Genomic DNA, 15,579 nt, shown 5'->3' on the forward strand with positions numbered 1-15,579 from the left:
CTCATCCGCGCGAGCAGCATGTTCGTGCCCGTGGTGGTGCGTACGGGGATCATGTGTTTGGTCTGCGGCCTCGTGACTCGGAACGCTATTGATATCAGTCTGATGCGAATCCGATGTCGGTTTGTGAGGCGACCCAATTCCGCTGTGTTGATCTGTCACCGTGCGCTCCTCATTCCACTTGTATCGTTCCTTAGACGACCGACCGAATTGCCACCGGTTTCGCGTGGCGAAGCCAGACGAACATTAGTTCCGTCATGTGGTCGACGATTCTGGCCCGGCTCGCACAAAATGACAATCTTGTAATTTGCACGCCATCCAGCTGTCGCCACTAGGTCATCATGCTTACGTATTCATGTCTCGCTGGTGATTATGAATCAGATAGCCGCAATGCGAATGTTCACTCGAGTTGCCGAGACGCTCAACTTTGGCGTCGCGGCGCGGCAATTGGGTGTTTCAAGTGCGATGGTCACAAGAGGGGTCGCTGCCCTGGAGGCGCACTTAGAGGTGCGCCTATTGAACCGAACCACGCGACATGTTTCGCTGACTGATGCGGGACATGCATATTGGCAGGGCTGCAAGGACCTACTATATAGGTTAGATTGCCTCGAATCGACTGTCACGTCCGACGCCCGGGAAACAACCGGGACATTGAAAATCCTAGCGCCGGAAGCATTTGCCGCGAGCGCTCTTGCCGACCTCATTGCTGCCTTCAATCTCATAGAGCCTCGCATAAGCTTTGATGTCGAACTGGTCGAGCGCATTCCGGAGCTGATTACGAACGACTTTGACATCTGGTTCACATTCGATACTCAACTTAAAGATTCTTCTCTCATCTACCGCGCCCTCTCACCAGTTTATGACGTGGTTGTCGCATCCCCAATCTACCTGGCACAACACGGCACGCCGCGACATCCGAGCGATCTCGAGTCCCACCGAACACTCCTTGCAGCAGACAGCACCGAGCGCGTTTGGGAGTTTCAATTTGATGGTATCCCATATCGCTCGTCGCTCCGTCCTGCGTTGAGCGCGCCGAGCACTGTAATGGTTCGCCACGCGGCGATCGCAGGACTCGGCATCGCTTGCCTTCCACATGCGCTTGTCCACCGCGACCTTGAATCAGAGACCCTAAAGGCTGTCCTACCCCAATTCCGAGTCGTCACCGGTCAACGGAAACTGCAAATGCTGTACGCAAGCAACAAATACATGACCCGCAGCGTCCGCCGGTTCATCGACTTCGTGACGGACTTCATTCGCGATGGCACCAGCAAAGCGCAACATCGCCCCGACGACAACGGTAATGTAGGATAGCTACAACACGAATCTGTCACTACAGTATTTCAAAAACCGTAAATTTTTGCACTCTTATCCTTCGGATCTGGACGAAGGCGAAGCGTGCCTCATCCGCGGCTATCCGCCATACACATCCATTTGAAACACTTCAAGAAAAAGGGGGATGCATGAATAAAGTAATCCAGTCGAGCCTTGCCATTGGCATACTGGCTATTCCGTACATTTCGCACGCGCAGTCCAGCGTCACGCTGTACGGTTTGATCGACGAGGGGATCAACTACACGAACAATGTAGGCGGTCACAGCAACTTCGAGATGCAGAGCGGGTTCGCTCAAGGCAGCCGTTGGGGCCTCAAAGGAGTCGAAGATCTCGGCGGCGGCACAAAAGCGGTCTTCCAACTGGAAAATGGTTTCGACGTCAACTCTGGCGCTGCAGGCCAAGGGAAACGGATGTTCGGCAGACAGGCGTACGTCGGCTTGCAGAGTGATCGCTTGGGGACATTGACGTTTGGCCGTCAATACGATTCGGTAGTGGACTACTTGGCGCCGCTGACGGCAAACGGGAACTGGGGTGGCTATCTCCTTTCCCATCCATTCGATAACGACAACACCGACAATTCATTCCGGCTGAACAATTCGGTAAAATTTGCAAGCAACACGTATGGCGGCTTCTCGTTTGGGGGGCTGTACGGGTTCAGTAACCAAGCCTCTGGTTTTGCCAACAATCGCGCATACAGCGTCGGTGCCCAGTATGTAGGCGGCCCGCTTTCAATCGCCGCAGCATACATGCAGATCAACAACCCCGGCGGCACGTCGATTGGATCACTCGCAACGGACGACACCTCGTTCGTCGCCGGTCGCCAACGTGTCTGGGGTGCCGGCATCAATTATCAAATTACGAACGACGCGATGATCGGCTTCGTCTATTCACATACGGACCTCAAAAACACGTCGAGTTCGGTTTATGTCGGAAACTTCGATAACTTGGCAAATTCGCTGAAATTTGATAATTTTGAGATCAATGCGAAATATCAATTCACGAAAAATGCATATATCGGAGGAATGTACAACTATACTCGCGGACGTTTTAACAGCACCGCTGGAAATGTATCCCCGAAATGGCAGCAGGTCGGCCTGATGGTGGACTACCAGCTTTCCAAGCGAACTGACTTGTATGTCCAGGGCATGTATCAACATCTGTCCGGTGGCACCGATAGCATCGCTCCGCTGAATACTGCCTATATCACGGGGGCAGCGTCTTCTTCCTCGACGGCAAATCAAGTCCTTACTCGCGTTGCGATGCGGCACGTGTTTTGATTGGTCTGGGCCGGACATTTCAATATTGAGTCGAGCACAGCCCGCCTAAAAGCGCGACCGGATTCCCAGTGCATGATGCATCTGAGAATCCGCCGCGCACTGTCGACTAAGTGGTCGGCCCTGAACAAATCGTATTGTCGCGCAGATAGGCTCACGCCGGCGACAGCGTAGCAGTGTTGAAATTGAGCAAAGCGGGGAGAATCGGGGCGTAAAATAGCCGCAGCTTGCGCAGTATCATCCGCAGATTGTGGCAGACACGGCACAGCACTGCGTGAATCGCGTCGCCAAGCGCGCCTTTGAGCTAGTTTCGATCGAGCTTGCCGTCGGCCTTCATGGGCCCGATGGCTGGCTCAATCGCGCTTCGGCGCCGGATCATCGCCCGCAGGCCGCGCGTGATGCCTCGTCGCAAACCCGGGTGATAGATCTTCACGCCGTCAATGGCGACTCCCTTGTAGCCTCGGACGGCGACGGCGATCTCCGGTTGGACGTCGCTCAGGATTGCCGCCTGTTCCAGTGCTTCGGCCAGCGTATGTCCGTCGCACGGGTTACCTGGCATCGAGCGCGCCCACCACCAAACCTTCCTTGTGCGTGGTCGTGATCGACACCTTCACGCCGAACTCATACGGTTTGCGTGCCTTGCCCTTCGCCAAGCACTCAACTTCCGGGGGTATGCGCGATCGCCTTCTCCATCACTGTCGTGTCGACGATCACGCACTTCGGACTCGAGCTCTTGACGACTTGGGCCCGTTTGGCTACTCCGATCGTCTCGGCCAGCAGTTCTTCGACGCCGGCTTCGCCCAGCCGCTTGCGCCAGCGCTTCAAGCCCGACGGATCGATCGGCGGCTTCGTCTGCAAGTACATTGCGGATTTCGGTGACGATGATCAGCCGTTTCGGCGAACGTGATCAGTTTGGAAGGTGGTGTTTCGCGGTCAATGGATGGCGGATACCTACGGTGCCCGGCGCCGATATCACGCCGATGTTCGATCGGTCCTGATTACCTGTTCTTAGGGCTTCCGTGCGATGCCTTCGTAAAGGTAAGTAAAGCATCGAGGTCCTGGCGCATATCCGGTACCGATCCGCTCGATACCGAAACCTGCACGCTCGATTAGGGGCAATCGTCCTTTTCGTGCAAAATCTGGCGGTTTATCTAAAAATTCACCTAAAAATCATAAGCTTATGAAACCATCGATTTCGCGGAATTGCGCCCTTCAGGTGCAAAATCTGGCGCTTTAACGCGGCTCTCTGTGGCTCGCCGCTCATTTCCGCGGAGCAAAAGCCTGATCGAACTGCCGAGCCCGCTGCACTTCATCGCTGTGCAGATAGGTCGACGTTGTCGAGATCGACGCGTGGCGTAGATTGTCGCGCACCATGATCAGCTCGGCGCCCCGCGCCAGCGCGTGTGACGCGTGCGTGTGGCGCATCCAATGCGGGCTCGCGCGGCGCAACTTCTCCGCGGTCGCGGGCCGCTCGTCCTGGATCGCATCGGCGACCAGCACGAAGAACCGTCTCAACACCCGCCAAAGCCGCGTGCTTTCGATGCGTGCGCCGTCCTCGTCGAGACTCGCGACGAGCGGCGTCGCCGGGCTCCAGCGCGCGGGCGTGACCGGCAGGCTCCGCTGCACGAGATACTGGTCGAGCGCCGTCCGGGCCAGCGCCGGCAACGTCACCTTCCCACGTCTTCCGCCCTTACCGAGCACGTGCAGCCAGTGATCGCCGTGTTCGTCCCGGCGAATGTCGGCGAGCGTCGCGCCGACCAGTTCGCTCGCGCGCAAGCCGGTTGCGTAGCCGAAGTCCAGCAGGAACCGCAAGCGCTGAGCGGCCGGCACACTCCAGCCATACGACCATTCCAGGCCGTCGGCCAGCGTGCGGATCAGCAACCACTCGCCCTCGGAGAAGCCGCGCGACACGTCCAATCCGGCGCGCGGCGCATGGTTCTTGACCTTCACTCCCGCAAACGGATTCGCGAGCACGTAGCGCTGCTCGATCAGCCATCGAAACAGCGCCGACAGCACGTTCAGGGCGTATGCCGCTGATCGGGGCGCGAGCGCGCCGGTGAACGGTCGCCATTCGACACTGTGCCGCGGCCGCGACGGCCCGACCCACCGTTCGCGCGGTGTCGGGCGGCGCAGGAATGCCCGGTACGCAATCGCGTCGTCGGTGGTGAGCGACGACAGCGCGCGGCCGCGCTCGACAATCGCCCACAAGATCAGCCGCTCCGCTTCCTTGCGGTAAGCGCGCTGGGTGGCGGCCGATTCGTGTAGCGACAGCCAGGACTGGACTGCCTCGTAGTCGTTGGATGCATTGAGCAGGCAGGCGGCCCGCGGTGCGCGGAACTGTCCGTGCGAGCCGTCGACTTCGTGCGGCACACGCAACTGCTCCCACGGCACGATGTCCCCGGCCGGTGCCGCGACGATCAGCGCCCGCGCCCGTTCGGTCAGCGCCGGATGGGCAGCAAAGAACGCCTCCACTCGGCGCGCACTGGCGACGCCGAGACCTGCAATCGCGATCCACCAGCGGCGCCGGCGCGGAATCCGCACGGTCAGCTCGGCCAGCGTCCGGATGCCATGCGCCCGCAGCGCGGCCACCGCGCGCGGCGGCAACCATTGGTCAATCTCGTCGGCGATGTGCGGCACGGGTGCTGGCAGGCTGCGCAACGTCTCGATCGCGCGCGCAACGGTGTCGGCCGACGCGGCGGACCGCTCGCCGAAGGCTTCCGCCAGATCGACCCGGTGACGGCTCGTCGCGAACGCGACCAGCGCGCGCCGGATGCGGCCGAGTACGCCTCGCGCGGAGGCCCCTGGCGCCTTGCGGTCGCCCAGATAGCGGGCGACTGCCGCTCGAGCGCCGAGCCCGGCGTACCAGGCACGCAGCGCGGCCAGTTCGGCATCGTCAGGAAAGGCGATGGGTTCGGTCTCACGCGTTTTCATGCACGCCAGTTTAAGTCAAAAATGTCGCTGGACAGATAATGTTAATTATCGGCCCAAATCTGATATTGGATAGTTCATCAATTGAAATTCATCTACCTGCTGTGCCGCGCGCCGGGGCAGTCTGACACTCGGCATGAAAGGCGGCCGCGACGGCAGTGCGAAGTTCCACGACGTGCTGAATCCGTTCACGCAGCTCATCAACATCGACGATAGAAGTCGCTCGCGATGCTTCCAACCTCGATCGCGCACCGCGGGCTGTCGCCGGCCGAACTCGCGGACGCCGGCGTGAAAGAAGAAGCTGTGCGGCTATCGAACGGCATCGAGCATATCGACGACCTGCTCGGATCTCGACCAATTCCTCGCGCGGGTTTGACCAGAGCGGTCGCGCCGGCTTGCCGGTGCGACCGCATCAAACCGCTTGACCCTGAAGCGGCTTCAAGCTATTCAATCCCCGGTTCGTGCCGAGGCGACACCCGGCGCGTACGATTGTGCAACGCAGCTCCCGCTGCGGCACACCAACCGCTGAGAGGCCTCATGACATCGACCGCGAAGCTTGCGTTGCTCACGTTACCGCCCATCCTGGCGGCCTTTTTCGGCGCCCTCGCGGCCGCGTGGCGCGCGCCTGGGCCAAAAACGTCAAGCGTGATTCAGCATTTCACCGGCGGCATCGTGTTCGCGGCCGCAGCGCTCGAACTGCTGCCACAGGACCGCGAGCATGCGCTGTTTCCGGTCGTCGTCGGCTTCGTGCTCGGCCTTGCGCTGATGCTGGCGATCCACGCGCTGTCGGGCGCGATCGAGACGCGCTTCGAGGCAGCGCGGTTGCCGGTCAGCCTGATCATCGTCACCGCGATCGACCTCGTCGTCGACGGCCTGGTGCTCGGCATCGCTTTTTCCGCAAGCGACGAAAGCGGCATCATCCTGACCGTCGCGCTGACGCTCGAGGTGCTGTTCCTCGCGCTGTCGGTCAGCGCGGCGCTGGCCGCGGCCGACATCGGGCGCTTGCTGTCGATCGTCGTGCCGGTCGCGCTCGCGGCGCTGTTGAGCGTCGCGGCCGTTGCCGGCAATGTGGCGTTCGCCGGGCTGCCGGCGAATATCTATGCGGCGCTGCTGGGACTGGGCACGGTCGCGCTGTTGTACCTCGTCACCGAGGAACTGCTGGTCGAAGCCCACGAAGTGCCCGAAACACCGTTCGCGACGGCTTCGTTCTTCATCGGCTTCATCGTGTTCCTCCTGATCGAAGGATCGGTGAAAGCCGGATGAGCCGCACGCGACGGCGCGACGGCTACCAGGTCGTCGCGCCGGTCGGATAGGTATCGACGATCCGCGTGCCGTTGACCGGCGTGACACCCTCGTTGCGCAGCGCAGTCCACAGATCGATCGCATGCTCGCGCGACTTGCGACTGCCGTCGTCGGTCAGCACGTTCAGCGCGATCACTTCGTCGCGCGTGGTCAGCTGCAGCTGTTCCTTCAGCTTGCGTGACTGATGCGACGCGGTGCGAACGTCGCCGAGCACGATCCATTTCGCCGCGGCGGTCGACTCGTCGCCGACATCGGCAGGAACGAACGTCAGCCGACCGTTGTCGACTTCGCATTGCCCGCGCATGAACGTCGCGGTCCACGCACCGACCGGCACGGCCGCGAATTCGCAACGCATCCGCTCGTTAGCTCGCTGGTCGACGTCGTGTGCCGACGCATGCGACAGCGCACGCTCCGGCCAGCCGGCCGCCATCGCGGCCGTCGACATCAGACATGCCACAAGCACGATTCCTTTCGCGATATTGCGCATGACGCGCTCCTCTTCTTATGGGGTGCGGTGGCCGGCACCGCGGCGGTCGGCCGCGAACGAACGATCAGCGAACCGGAAAGCGGTTGTCGTGCGCATCGACCATCGGCGCCGCCTCGCCGCGATGCAGCGTTGCACGATGGATTTCCTGGTTGCGCGCGACGGTGGCCGGGCTCGCCGGGTAATCTTGTTTCGGGCTTGGGATCACGCCATCGTGGCGCGCGCGCACCGGTTCCTGGCGGACTTCTTGCCGGGTCTTCTGCTGCTCGGCCGCTGCTCGCGAAAAGGCCGCAATCGATAACGCGGCAGCGGCGATGACTATCATCGGTCGCGGCATGTTCAAGGCGTTCGCTCCTTGCTGGAAATCCGTGACTCGAGCCTTCACTTTGATCCGGTGGCGGTGCGGAAACGTGATCGCCGCATGACGGTTTCGTCACCGTTCCGGCATCTCCTGCATTGCACTGCGAATGAAATTCGTCGCATGTTTCGACGCTCATGAGGCGGCGATGACATTTTTCTCATTTGTCCCTCACCTCCACGATTCGAACGCTTTCCAGAATCGCCAGCGCGATCGCGATATTCCGGCCCGCCGCCGCAAAGCTCGGCACCGGGGTCGAACGATGCACGGAACGACCATCTTGAACTTCAGGGACACACCATGAAAACACCAGTTCGGCTTGTGACGATGTCGGCGGCGCTGCTGACGACAGCCCAAGTGGCCCATGCGACGGAAGTCACGCTCTACGGCCTGTTCGATACGTCGCTCACCTATGTATGGAACGCCAGTGCGGACGGCAAGAATCTCGTCGGTCTCGGCAACGGCAATCTGCTCGGCAACCGCTTCGGCGTGAAAGGCGCGGAGGATCTCGGCGGCGGGCTGAAGGCGATCTTCACGCTGGAAAACGGCTTCAACCCGAACACCGGCGCGCTCGGGCAAGGCAGCCGGATGTTCGGCCGGCAGGCGTTCGTCGGACTGGAAAGCTCGCGCTGGGGCACCCTGACGCTCGGCCGCCAGTACGACGCGCTTGCCGATGTCGCGTGGCCCGTGACCGGCGACTTCTATTTCGGCAGCGTGTATGCAACACCCGGCGACGTCGATAACTACGACACGTCGTCGCGAACCGACAACGCGGTGAAGTACACGTCGCCGACGATCGGCGGATTCCAATTCGTCGGCATGTATGCGCTCGGCGGCGTGGCTGGCAAGAGCGGTGCCGGGCAAACTTGGTCGGCCGGCCTTTCATACAGCAACGGCCCGGTCGATGTCGCGGGCGGCTACTACTACGCGGCCAACCGTTCGTCGCTCGCCAACGGCATCCGCACCGGCTGGAACGGCACTTCCGACGGCACGTTCGATGGGTCGCTGGTCAACGGCGGCTACATCTCGGCGAAATCGATCGGCATCGCGCGCGGCGCGCTGCGCTACAACTTCGCGCCCTTCGCGGTCGGTGTCGACTACAGCAATGCGCTGTACAAGGCTGATGCGATGTCGGTATTCCGAAGCACGCAGAAATACGACACCGCACGCGGGTTCTTCAACTACCAGGCAACGGCCAACCTGCTCGTCGGCGTCGGCTACAGCTACACGAAGGCCCGTGGAGATACGAGCGCGACCTACCATCAGGTATCGGCCGGCGCCGACTACGTGCTATCGAAGCGCACCGATCTCTACGCGGTCGGTGCCTGGCAACGTGCGAACGGGGAACAGCGCACGGTCGACGGCGGCACCCAAACGGCGCAGGCGTCGATCGGCTCGTACGGCTATGGCGGCACGCGCACGCAGGGCATCGTCAATCTCGGGTTGCGTCACCGGTTCTGAATCGCGGCGGCCAACCATGCGCGCCTCGTAACGGAAATTTCATGTTCGGATCAGGTCCACGATGCGTCGCGCCGCTACGATCGGAACGGTGACGGGCCACGCTCGTTCACACCCACGCAGCGGGTCGATGTCGTATGGCACGATCCCGCGTTAGGCCCGGACTCGTCGAGTGCCGGGCCATTTTCTCTTTACGCGTGTCCGACGATCACCGCACGGAATTGCGCTGCGGGAATAGGCATGGATGCGTTTTCACATACAGGTTCGGATTGCCGCAGCGATGCCCGGCATAGTCGACCTGCTCGCCAGCCGTCAGGTCGACCGGCGCGGGCTTGCGCGCGGCGGCAGGGGCGGTGGCCGTGGTGCCGGAACGTGTCGACGCGCAGCCCGCGAACAGCGAGACGATCAGGACTGCGATCAAGGCGAGGCGAATGGCGGGACGATGCAATTTTCGACCTGTAATGAAATCGAGGCAGGACCGCCCGCTTTCGATCCTGCTGCTTGCGAACGGCGCGAATGCCGTCCACGCCATCGGCAGGCGGCTGACTCGATGTTCCGCCTTCCGCGCATCGCATTCATGATGCGAACATGACAATTTCGTCATGCCGCACGCATATGCCGCAATTGCCGTGACGCCCCCGAATCTGACGCATTTTTCATCTTTCGATCACGGTAGCGCACGGCCGTCTTTGCATACTGGGCTCATGGTTCGCCACCCGGCGGCCTCGTTCAAATCAAGGAGTATTCACAATGAAGACCGCAAAATTGGCTACTCTGTTCCTCACCGCCACGATGTCGCTCGGCATGGCCGTGCAAGCTGCTCACGCACAGACGCAGGCGCAAGGCAAGACCCGCGCACAGGTCATAGAGGAGCTGAAGCAGGCGCAACATGAAGGCGTCGTACCGGTGGGCAAGACGCAATACCCGCCGACAAAGGACATGGTCTCGCGCAACAAGGAACTGCACGGAATCTCAGTGCATGCGGGTGAGAAAGCCCCGCAGGCCGACCAGCACGATAATCTGGCCCAGCGGTAATATCTCGCTAAGGACTGATCGAGGGTAACGTGGCAGGCGCTAGCGCTCTGGGACCCACGCGCGGCCCCACGTACTGGCGCCGCTATGCGCTAGCGGCCGGCGTCCGCTTCGACTTGGCCGGCCGTCGCGGAAAGCGCAGCCAGAAGGTCGTGCGGCGGCCCGGCTCGCTGTCGACGCCACATTCGCCGCCGTGGTTGTCCATGATCGACCGGACGATCGCGAGGCCGAGCCCCGTGCCCGATGCCGAATTGTGCCGCGACGGATCGACGCGATAGAAGCGCTCGAAAATCCGCCCGACATGCTCGGCGGCAATGCCGGGCCCCGTATCGGACACGGCGATCGTCGTCGCACCACCCTGCTCGACGCAATCGATCGTCACGACGCTGCCGCGCGGCGCATAGGTCAGCGCATTCGACAGCAGATTGCTCAACGCGCGCTGGTACAGCGTCAGATCCGCGTCGACCCACGCGTGGCCGTCGACCTTCACGGTCACGCCTTCATCTTCCGCCAGCGGCTCGTAGTATCCGGCCACCCGCTCCGCTTCCTCGGCCGCATTCAGCCGCCGCACGCTGATCGACGTGCCGGCCTGTTCCGAACGCGCGAGAAACAGCATGTCCTCGATCATCCGCGACAACCGCTGGTATTCGTCGATGCTCGACTCGATCACGCTCCGGTATTCGTCCGCGCTGCGCGGTTGCGACAGCACGACCTGCGCGGCCGCCTGCAGGTTCGTGAGCGGCGTGCGCATGTCGTGCGCGAGATTCGACGAGAACTGGCTCAGCCGCGTGAACGATTCGTTCAGCCGTTCGAGCATCCCGTTGAACGCATGCTCGAGCTCCTTCAGCTCGCCCGACGTATCGAGTTCCGGCAGCGGATGCGCGAGCTGGCTCGTCGACATCTGCTCGGCACGCGCGGCGAACCGCCGCAGCGGGCTCAGCCCGAGCGCGGCGATGCCGTACGCGATCGCGGCCGCGAGCACCACGCCGAACACCTCGATCACGACGATCGTATAAGCATGCGTGCGCAACAGCAGCACGTCGGCGCTGCGATCGTACTGCACGGCGACGCGCATCACGGGCGCACCCGCGCCGGCGAGCGGCACGGCCGTCAGCAGGTACTGGTGCCGTGCGCCCGGCGGCGCGACGCCGACGGGGACGCGCCCTGTGTTCATCGACAGCAGCGGCGCATACGGACGGAAGCCGGGTGTGCCGACGATGCGCGTCCCGGCGGCATCGAAGATCGCGAGGTCCATGTTCGGGTGACCGTGCAACTGGTCGATCCAGATATCGCTGTTGCGCGCGACGTCGGCCGTCGTGCGCGCTTCGGCCAGATGCGTGCCCAATGCGGCGGAAATGCCGGCCATCTGCTCGGCCGACGTCGTTTCGACGCGGTTGCTCAGCGCTTCGTAAAGCGCGACGCCGCTCGACGCGAGGATCACCGACGTCGACAGGACGATCAGCGCGGTCAGGCGTCCGCGCAGCGTGCGCGGCAGCAGGCGCGCGATCATGCGGCCGCGCCGCCGCGCGCTTCGAGCACGTAGCCCATCCCGCGCACGGTGTGGATCAGCTTCGGTTCGTATGCGTCGTCGATCTTCGAGCGCAGCCGCCGGATCGCCGAATCGACGACGTTCGTGTCGCTGTTGAAGTTCATGTCCCACACCTGCGATGCGATCGTCGCGCGCGGCAGGATCTCGCCCTCGCGGCGCATCAGCAGCCACAGCAGCGCGAATTCCTTCGCGGTCAGCAGGATCGTGTCGCCCTGCCGCGTGGCCTTGCGGCGCGTCAGGTCGAGTTCGAGATCGGCCACGCGCAGCGTGTTCGAATCGCGCGGCTGGCCGCGCCGCAGGATCGACTTGATGCGCGCGGTGAGTTCGACGAAGTCGAACGGCTTCGCGAGATAGTCGTCGGCGCCGAGTTCGAGGCCCTTCACGCGATCGCCGACGTCGTCGCGCGCAGTCAGGAATAGCACGGGCGTCGACTTGCTGCGCCGCAGGTTCTGCAGCAGCGTCCAGCCGTCCTGCCCCGGCAGCATCACGTCGAGTACGAGCAGGTCGTACTCCTCCGTTTCGGCCTGATGCTGGCCCGTGATGCCGTCCTCGACCCAGTCGACGACGTAGCCGGCCTCGGTCAACCCCTTGCGCAGATACGCGCCCGTCTTCGGTTCATCCTCGACAATCAGAATTCGCATCACGCATTACCCTTGAAGAAACGCAGCCGGCGCATCATGCCCGCGCCGAACCCGCCGCGCAACGCCGCGCGCCACGACACCGCGTGGCTGACACGGTACAGCACCGGCAGCACCAGCAGCGTCAGCGCGGTGGACGACAGGATACCGCCGATCACGACCGTCGCGAGCGGGCGCTGCACCTCGGCGCCGGTGCCGGTCGCGAACGCCATCGGCAGGAAGCCGAGCGACGCGACCAGCGCGGTCATCAGCACGGGCCGCAGCCGCGTGAGCGCGCCGTCGCGCACCGCGGCGTCGAGCGGCTCCCCTTCGTCGCGCAGGTTGCGGATGAACGAGATCATCACGAGACCGTTGAGCACGGCCACGCCGGACAACGCGATGAAGCCGACCGCCGCCGTGATCGACAGCGGAATCCCGCGCAGCCACAGCGACACGACCCCGCCGCTCAGCGCGAACGGAATGCCAGTGAATACGAGCAAGCCGTCCTTCACGTTGTTGAACATCACGAACAGCAGCACGAACACCATGAACAGCGCGAGCGGCACGACGAGCTTCAGGCGCTCGCTCGCGCTTTGCAACTGCTCGAACTGCCCGCCCCACGACACCCAGTAGCCGGCCGGCACGCGCACGTCCTGCTGCAACTGCTCGCGCGCATCGGCGACGAACGAGCCGACGTCGCGCCCGCGCACGTTCGCGCTGACGACCACTCGCCGCTTGCCGTCCTCGCGGCTGATCTGGTTCGGGCCGGGCGCCACGTCGATCGTCGCGAGCTCCGCGAGCGGCACGTACGGCGCCGCCGCGAGCGGTGCGCCGGCGCCGGCCGTCGGCGCGGGCAGCGCGATCGGCAGCCGCTTGATCGCCTCGATGTCGGTGCGCAGCTCGTCGGGCAACCGCACGACGATGTCGAAGCGGCGATCGCCCTGGAACAGCGTACCGGCCTTCTGCCCGCCGACGGCCGCGGCCACCGAATCCTGCAGGTCGGCGACGCTCACGCCGTAGCGCGCGAGCTTGTCGCGGTCGAGGTTGACGGTCAGCACCGGCAGGCCCGTGGTCTGCTCGACCTTCACCTCCGACGCACCCGGCACCTTCCGCAACGCGGCCGCGATCTGTTCGCCGGTCTGGTTCAGCACGGCCATGTCGTCGCCGAAGATCTTCACGGCGACGTCGCTGCGCACGCCCGAGATCAGTTCGTTGAAGCGCAGCTGGATCGGCTGCGAGAACTCGTAGGCGTTACCCGGCAGCTCGGCGAGCGCTTCCTCGATCTCGCTCACGAGCTGCTCGCGCGGCTTCTTCGGGTCGGGCCACGTGTCGGCCGGCTTCAGCATGATGTAGCCGTCCGACAGGTTCGGCGGCATCGGGTCGGCCGCGATCTCGGCCGTGCCGGTGCGCGCGAACACGCGCTCGATCTCGGGGAAGCGCGCCTTCAGCGTCTTCTCGATCGACTTCTGCATCTCGACCGACTGCGACAGGCTCGTGCCGGGAATTCGCAATGCGGCAACGGCCAGGTCGCCTTCGTTGAGGCTCGGGATGAACTCGCTGCCGAGCCGCGTGGCGAGTCCGAGCGTGGCGAGCACGATCGCGCCCGCCCCGATCATCACGCGTGCCGGGCGCGTCATGAACGCGGCGAGCACCGGTTCGTACGCACGCCGCGCCCAGCGCATCAGCCGGTTCTCCTTCTCCTCGACCCGCTCGCCGATGAATAGCGCGACGGCCGCCGGAATGAACGTGACGGTGAGCACCATCGCGGCAGCGAGCGCCATCACGACCGTGATCGCCATCGGGTGGAACATCTTGCCCTCGACGCCGGTCAGCGCAAAGATCGGCAGGTACACGACCATGATGATCAGTTGCCCGAAGATCAGCGCGCGGCGCGCCTCCTGCGATGCGCCGAACACTTCGGCGAAACGCTCGTCGCGCGTGAGCGGCCGCCCGGCCGCCGCCTGCGCATGCGCGAGCCGCCGCACGCAGTTCTCGACGATCACCACCGCGCCGTCGACGATGATCCCGAAGTCGAGCGCGCCGAGGCTCATCAGGTTCGCGCTCACCTTCGCGTTGACCATCCCCGTGAAGGTCATCAGCATCGACAGCGGAATCACGAGCGCGGTGATCAGCGCCGCGCGGATGTTGCCGAGGAACAGGAACAGCACGGCGATCACGAGCACCGCGCCCTCGAGCAGGTTCTTCTTCACGGTCGCGACGGCCTTCTCGACGAGCACCGTGCGGTCGTACACCGGAATCGCCTTCACGCCGGCCGGCAGCGTGCGGTTCACGTCCTCCATCTTCGCGGCGACGGCCTTCGACACCGTCCGGCTGTTCTCGCCCATCAACATGAACACCGTGCCGAGCACGACTTCCTCGCCGTTCGACGTCGCGGCGCCGGTGCGCAGTTCGCGGCCGACGTCGACCACGCCGACGTCCTTCATCCGCACCGGCACGCCGCCGACGTTGGTCAGCACGATGTTCGCGATGTCGTCGACAGTGCGCGCCTGGCCCGGCACGCGCACGAGATACTGCTCGCCGCGCTTTTCGATGTAGCCGGCGCCGACGTTGTCGTTGTTGCGCTCGAGCGCCCGCACGACGTCAGCGAGCGTCAGCCCGTACGACATCAGCTTCGCCGGATTCGGCGCGACGCGATACTCCTTCACGTAGCCGCCGATCGAGTTGACCTCGGTCACGCCGCGCACGTTGCGCAGTTGCGGCCGCACGACCCAGTCCTGCAGCTCGCGCAGGTCGGCCGCCGTGTAGCGCGTGCCGTCGGGCTTGCGCGCATTGGCGTCGGCTTCGACAGTCCACAGGTAGATCTCGCCGAGGCCCGTCGACGTCGGGCCCATCGCGGGCGCGACGCCGGCCGGCAGCTTGTCCTTCGCTTCCTGGATGCGCTCGTTGACGAGCTGACGCGCGAAGTAGATGTCGGTGCCGTCCTTGAAGATCACGGTGACCTGCGACAGCCCGTAGCGCGAGATCGAACGCGTTTGTTCCAGCCCCGGCAGCCCGGCCATCGCGGTCTCGACCGGATAGGTGATGCGCTGCTCGGCCTCGAGCGGCGAGTAGCCGGGCGCGGACGTGTTGATCTGCACCTGCACGTTCGTGATGTCGGGCACCGCGTCGATCGGCAGCCGCTGGTAGCTGAACACGCCCAGCGCGGCCACGGCCGCGATCGCGAGCATCACGAGCCAGCGGTGCGCAATCGCAAAGCGGATCAGGCGCTCAAACATGTCGGGATTCCT

General features: G+C 63.6%; 12 protein-coding genes and 2 pseudogenes. 6 read left to right on the forward strand and 8 right to left on the reverse strand.

Translation table 11 applies throughout. From position 1 onward, the window contains the following. Positions 1 to 387: 387 nt before the first annotated feature. Positions 388 to 1,308, forward strand: coding sequence for a LysR family transcriptional regulator (locus HWX07_RS34105; protein WP_159068963.1), 921 nt, complete (start codon positions 388 to 390; stop codon positions 1,306 to 1,308). Positions 1,309 to 1,457: 149 nt separating this feature from the next. Continuing rightward, positions 1,458 to 2,606, forward strand: a complete 1,149-nt coding sequence (locus HWX07_RS34110; RefSeq protein WP_027810002.1) for a porin — start codon at positions 1,458 to 1,460, stop codon at positions 2,604 to 2,606. Between the two features lie 151 nt (positions 2,607 to 2,757). On the opposite strand, the pseudogene HWX07_RS34115 reads toward HWX07_RS34110, so the two are convergent. Beyond that, positions 2,758 to 3,464 (reverse strand): annotated as a pseudogene (locus tag HWX07_RS34115) (IS5/IS1182 family transposase); the annotation flags it as partial. Positions 3,465 to 3,863: 399 nt separating this feature from the next. Further along, positions 3,864 to 5,534: a phage integrase family protein gene (locus HWX07_RS34120; protein WP_027810000.1), complete on the reverse strand. Its 1,671-nt coding sequence runs from the start codon at positions 5,532 to 5,534 to the stop codon at positions 3,864 to 3,866. Between the two features lie 115 nt (positions 5,535 to 5,649). On the opposite strand from HWX07_RS34120, the pseudogene HWX07_RS34125 reads away from it, so the two are divergent. Together HWX07_RS34125 and HWX07_RS34130 are read left to right on the forward strand one after the other, a co-directional pair. Then, positions 5,650 to 5,907, forward strand: a pseudogene (locus HWX07_RS34125) (PLP-dependent transferase); the annotation flags it as partial. Between the two features lie 161 nt (positions 5,908 to 6,068). Further along, positions 6,069 to 6,794, forward strand: a complete 726-nt coding sequence (locus tag HWX07_RS34130) for a hypothetical protein (protein ID WP_027809999.1) — start codon at positions 6,069 to 6,071, stop codon at positions 6,792 to 6,794. A 22-nt stretch (positions 6,795 to 6,816) separates the two neighbouring features. On the opposite strand, the gene HWX07_RS34135 is transcribed toward HWX07_RS34130, so the two are convergent. Both HWX07_RS34135 and HWX07_RS34140 read right to left on the reverse strand, forming a co-directional pair. Beyond that, the gene (locus tag HWX07_RS34135) at positions 6,817 to 7,320 is read right to left on the reverse strand and encodes a hypothetical protein (protein WP_027809998.1); all 504 of its coding nucleotides are present in this window, start codon (positions 7,318 to 7,320) and stop codon (positions 6,817 to 6,819) included. A 64-nt stretch (positions 7,321 to 7,384) separates the two neighbouring features. Beyond that, positions 7,385 to 7,660, reverse strand: coding sequence for a DUF4148 domain-containing protein (locus HWX07_RS34140; RefSeq protein WP_027809997.1), 276 nt, complete (start codon positions 7,658 to 7,660; stop codon positions 7,385 to 7,387). Between the two features lie 315 nt (positions 7,661 to 7,975). Between HWX07_RS34140 and HWX07_RS34145 the strand changes: the two genes are divergently transcribed. Continuing rightward, positions 7,976 to 9,136, forward strand: coding sequence for a porin (locus HWX07_RS34145; RefSeq protein ID WP_027809996.1), 1,161 nt, complete (start codon positions 7,976 to 7,978; stop codon positions 9,134 to 9,136). A 205-nt stretch (positions 9,137 to 9,341) separates the two neighbouring features. Here HWX07_RS34145 and HWX07_RS37080 read toward each other — a convergent pair whose 3' ends face one another. Then, complete coding sequence (locus tag HWX07_RS37080) at positions 9,342 to 9,737, reverse strand: hypothetical protein (RefSeq protein WP_223274451.1); 396 nt, start codon at positions 9,735 to 9,737, stop codon at positions 9,342 to 9,344. Positions 9,738 to 9,883: 146 nt separating this feature from the next. Here HWX07_RS37080 and HWX07_RS34155 point away from each other — a divergent pair, with 146 nt between their 5' ends. Beyond that, positions 9,884 to 10,168: a DUF4148 domain-containing protein gene (locus tag HWX07_RS34155; protein WP_027809994.1), complete on the forward strand. Its 285-nt coding sequence runs from the start codon at positions 9,884 to 9,886 to the stop codon at positions 10,166 to 10,168. A gap of 82 nt (positions 10,169 to 10,250) precedes the next feature. On the opposite strand, the gene HWX07_RS34160 is transcribed toward HWX07_RS34155, so the two are convergent. The 3 genes from HWX07_RS34160 to HWX07_RS34170 are packed head-to-tail and all read right to left on the reverse strand — an operon-like array spanning position 10,251 to position 15,567. Next, the gene (locus HWX07_RS34160; protein WP_027809993.1) at positions 10,251 to 11,675 is read right to left on the reverse strand and encodes a heavy metal sensor histidine kinase; all 1,425 of its coding nucleotides are present in this window, start codon (positions 11,673 to 11,675) and stop codon (positions 10,251 to 10,253) included. Continuing rightward, positions 11,672 to 12,355 carry a heavy metal response regulator transcription factor IrlR gene (irlR, locus tag HWX07_RS34165; RefSeq protein WP_006490455.1) on the reverse strand — a complete coding sequence of 228 codons (684 nt, stop codon included), beginning with the start codon at positions 12,353 to 12,355 and terminating at the stop codon, positions 11,672 to 11,674. Before irlR ends, HWX07_RS34160 begins: the two co-directional genes overlap by 4 nt. Next, entirely contained in the window at positions 12,355 to 15,567 is a 3,213-nt protein-coding gene (locus tag HWX07_RS34170) for a CusA/CzcA family heavy metal efflux RND transporter (protein ID WP_027809992.1), read from the reverse strand. Before HWX07_RS34170 ends, irlR begins: the two co-directional genes overlap by 1 nt. Positions 15,568 to 15,579 lie beyond the last annotated feature (12 nt).

The sequence above is a fragment of the Burkholderia sp. BCC0097 genome (assembly GCF_902832985.1).
In the GTDB taxonomy this organism is placed as follows: Bacteria; Pseudomonadota; Gammaproteobacteria; order Burkholderiales; family Burkholderiaceae; genus Burkholderia; species Burkholderia orbicola.

Excerpts from the sequence above, each read along its gene's own strand:
- HWX07_RS34155 (WP_027809994.1), top strand. The coding sequence starts at position 9,884 with ATGAAGACCGCAAAATTGGCTACTCTGTTCCTCACCGCCACGATGTCG.
- HWX07_RS34170 (WP_027809992.1), bottom strand. The coding sequence starts at position 15,567 with ATGTTTGAGCGCCTGATCCGCTTTGCGATTGCGCACCGCTGGCTCGTG.
- HWX07_RS34130 (WP_027809999.1), top strand. The coding sequence starts at position 6,069 with ATGACATCGACCGCGAAGCTTGCGTTGCTCACGTTACCGCCCATCCTG.
- HWX07_RS34105 (WP_159068963.1), top strand. The coding sequence starts at position 388 with ATGCGAATGTTCACTCGAGTTGCCGAGACGCTCAACTTTGGCGTCGCG.
- irlR (WP_006490455.1), bottom strand. The coding sequence starts at position 12,355 with ATGCGAATTCTGATTGTCGAGGATGAACCGAAGACGGGCGCGTATCTG.
- HWX07_RS34160 (WP_027809993.1), bottom strand. The coding sequence starts at position 11,675 with ATGATCGCGCGCCTGCTGCCGCGCACGCTGCGCGGACGCCTGACCGCG.
- HWX07_RS34145 (WP_027809996.1), top strand. The coding sequence starts at position 7,976 with ATGAAAACACCAGTTCGGCTTGTGACGATGTCGGCGGCGCTGCTGACG.
- HWX07_RS37080 (WP_223274451.1), bottom strand. The coding sequence starts at position 9,737 with ATGACGAAATTGTCATGTTCGCATCATGAATGCGATGCGCGGAAGGCG.
- HWX07_RS34110 (WP_027810002.1), top strand. The coding sequence starts at position 1,458 with ATGAATAAAGTAATCCAGTCGAGCCTTGCCATTGGCATACTGGCTATT.
- HWX07_RS34135 (WP_027809998.1), bottom strand. The coding sequence starts at position 7,320 with ATGCGCAATATCGCGAAAGGAATCGTGCTTGTGGCATGTCTGATGTCG.
- HWX07_RS34120 (WP_027810000.1), bottom strand. The coding sequence starts at position 5,534 with ATGAAAACGCGTGAGACCGAACCCATCGCCTTTCCTGACGATGCCGAA.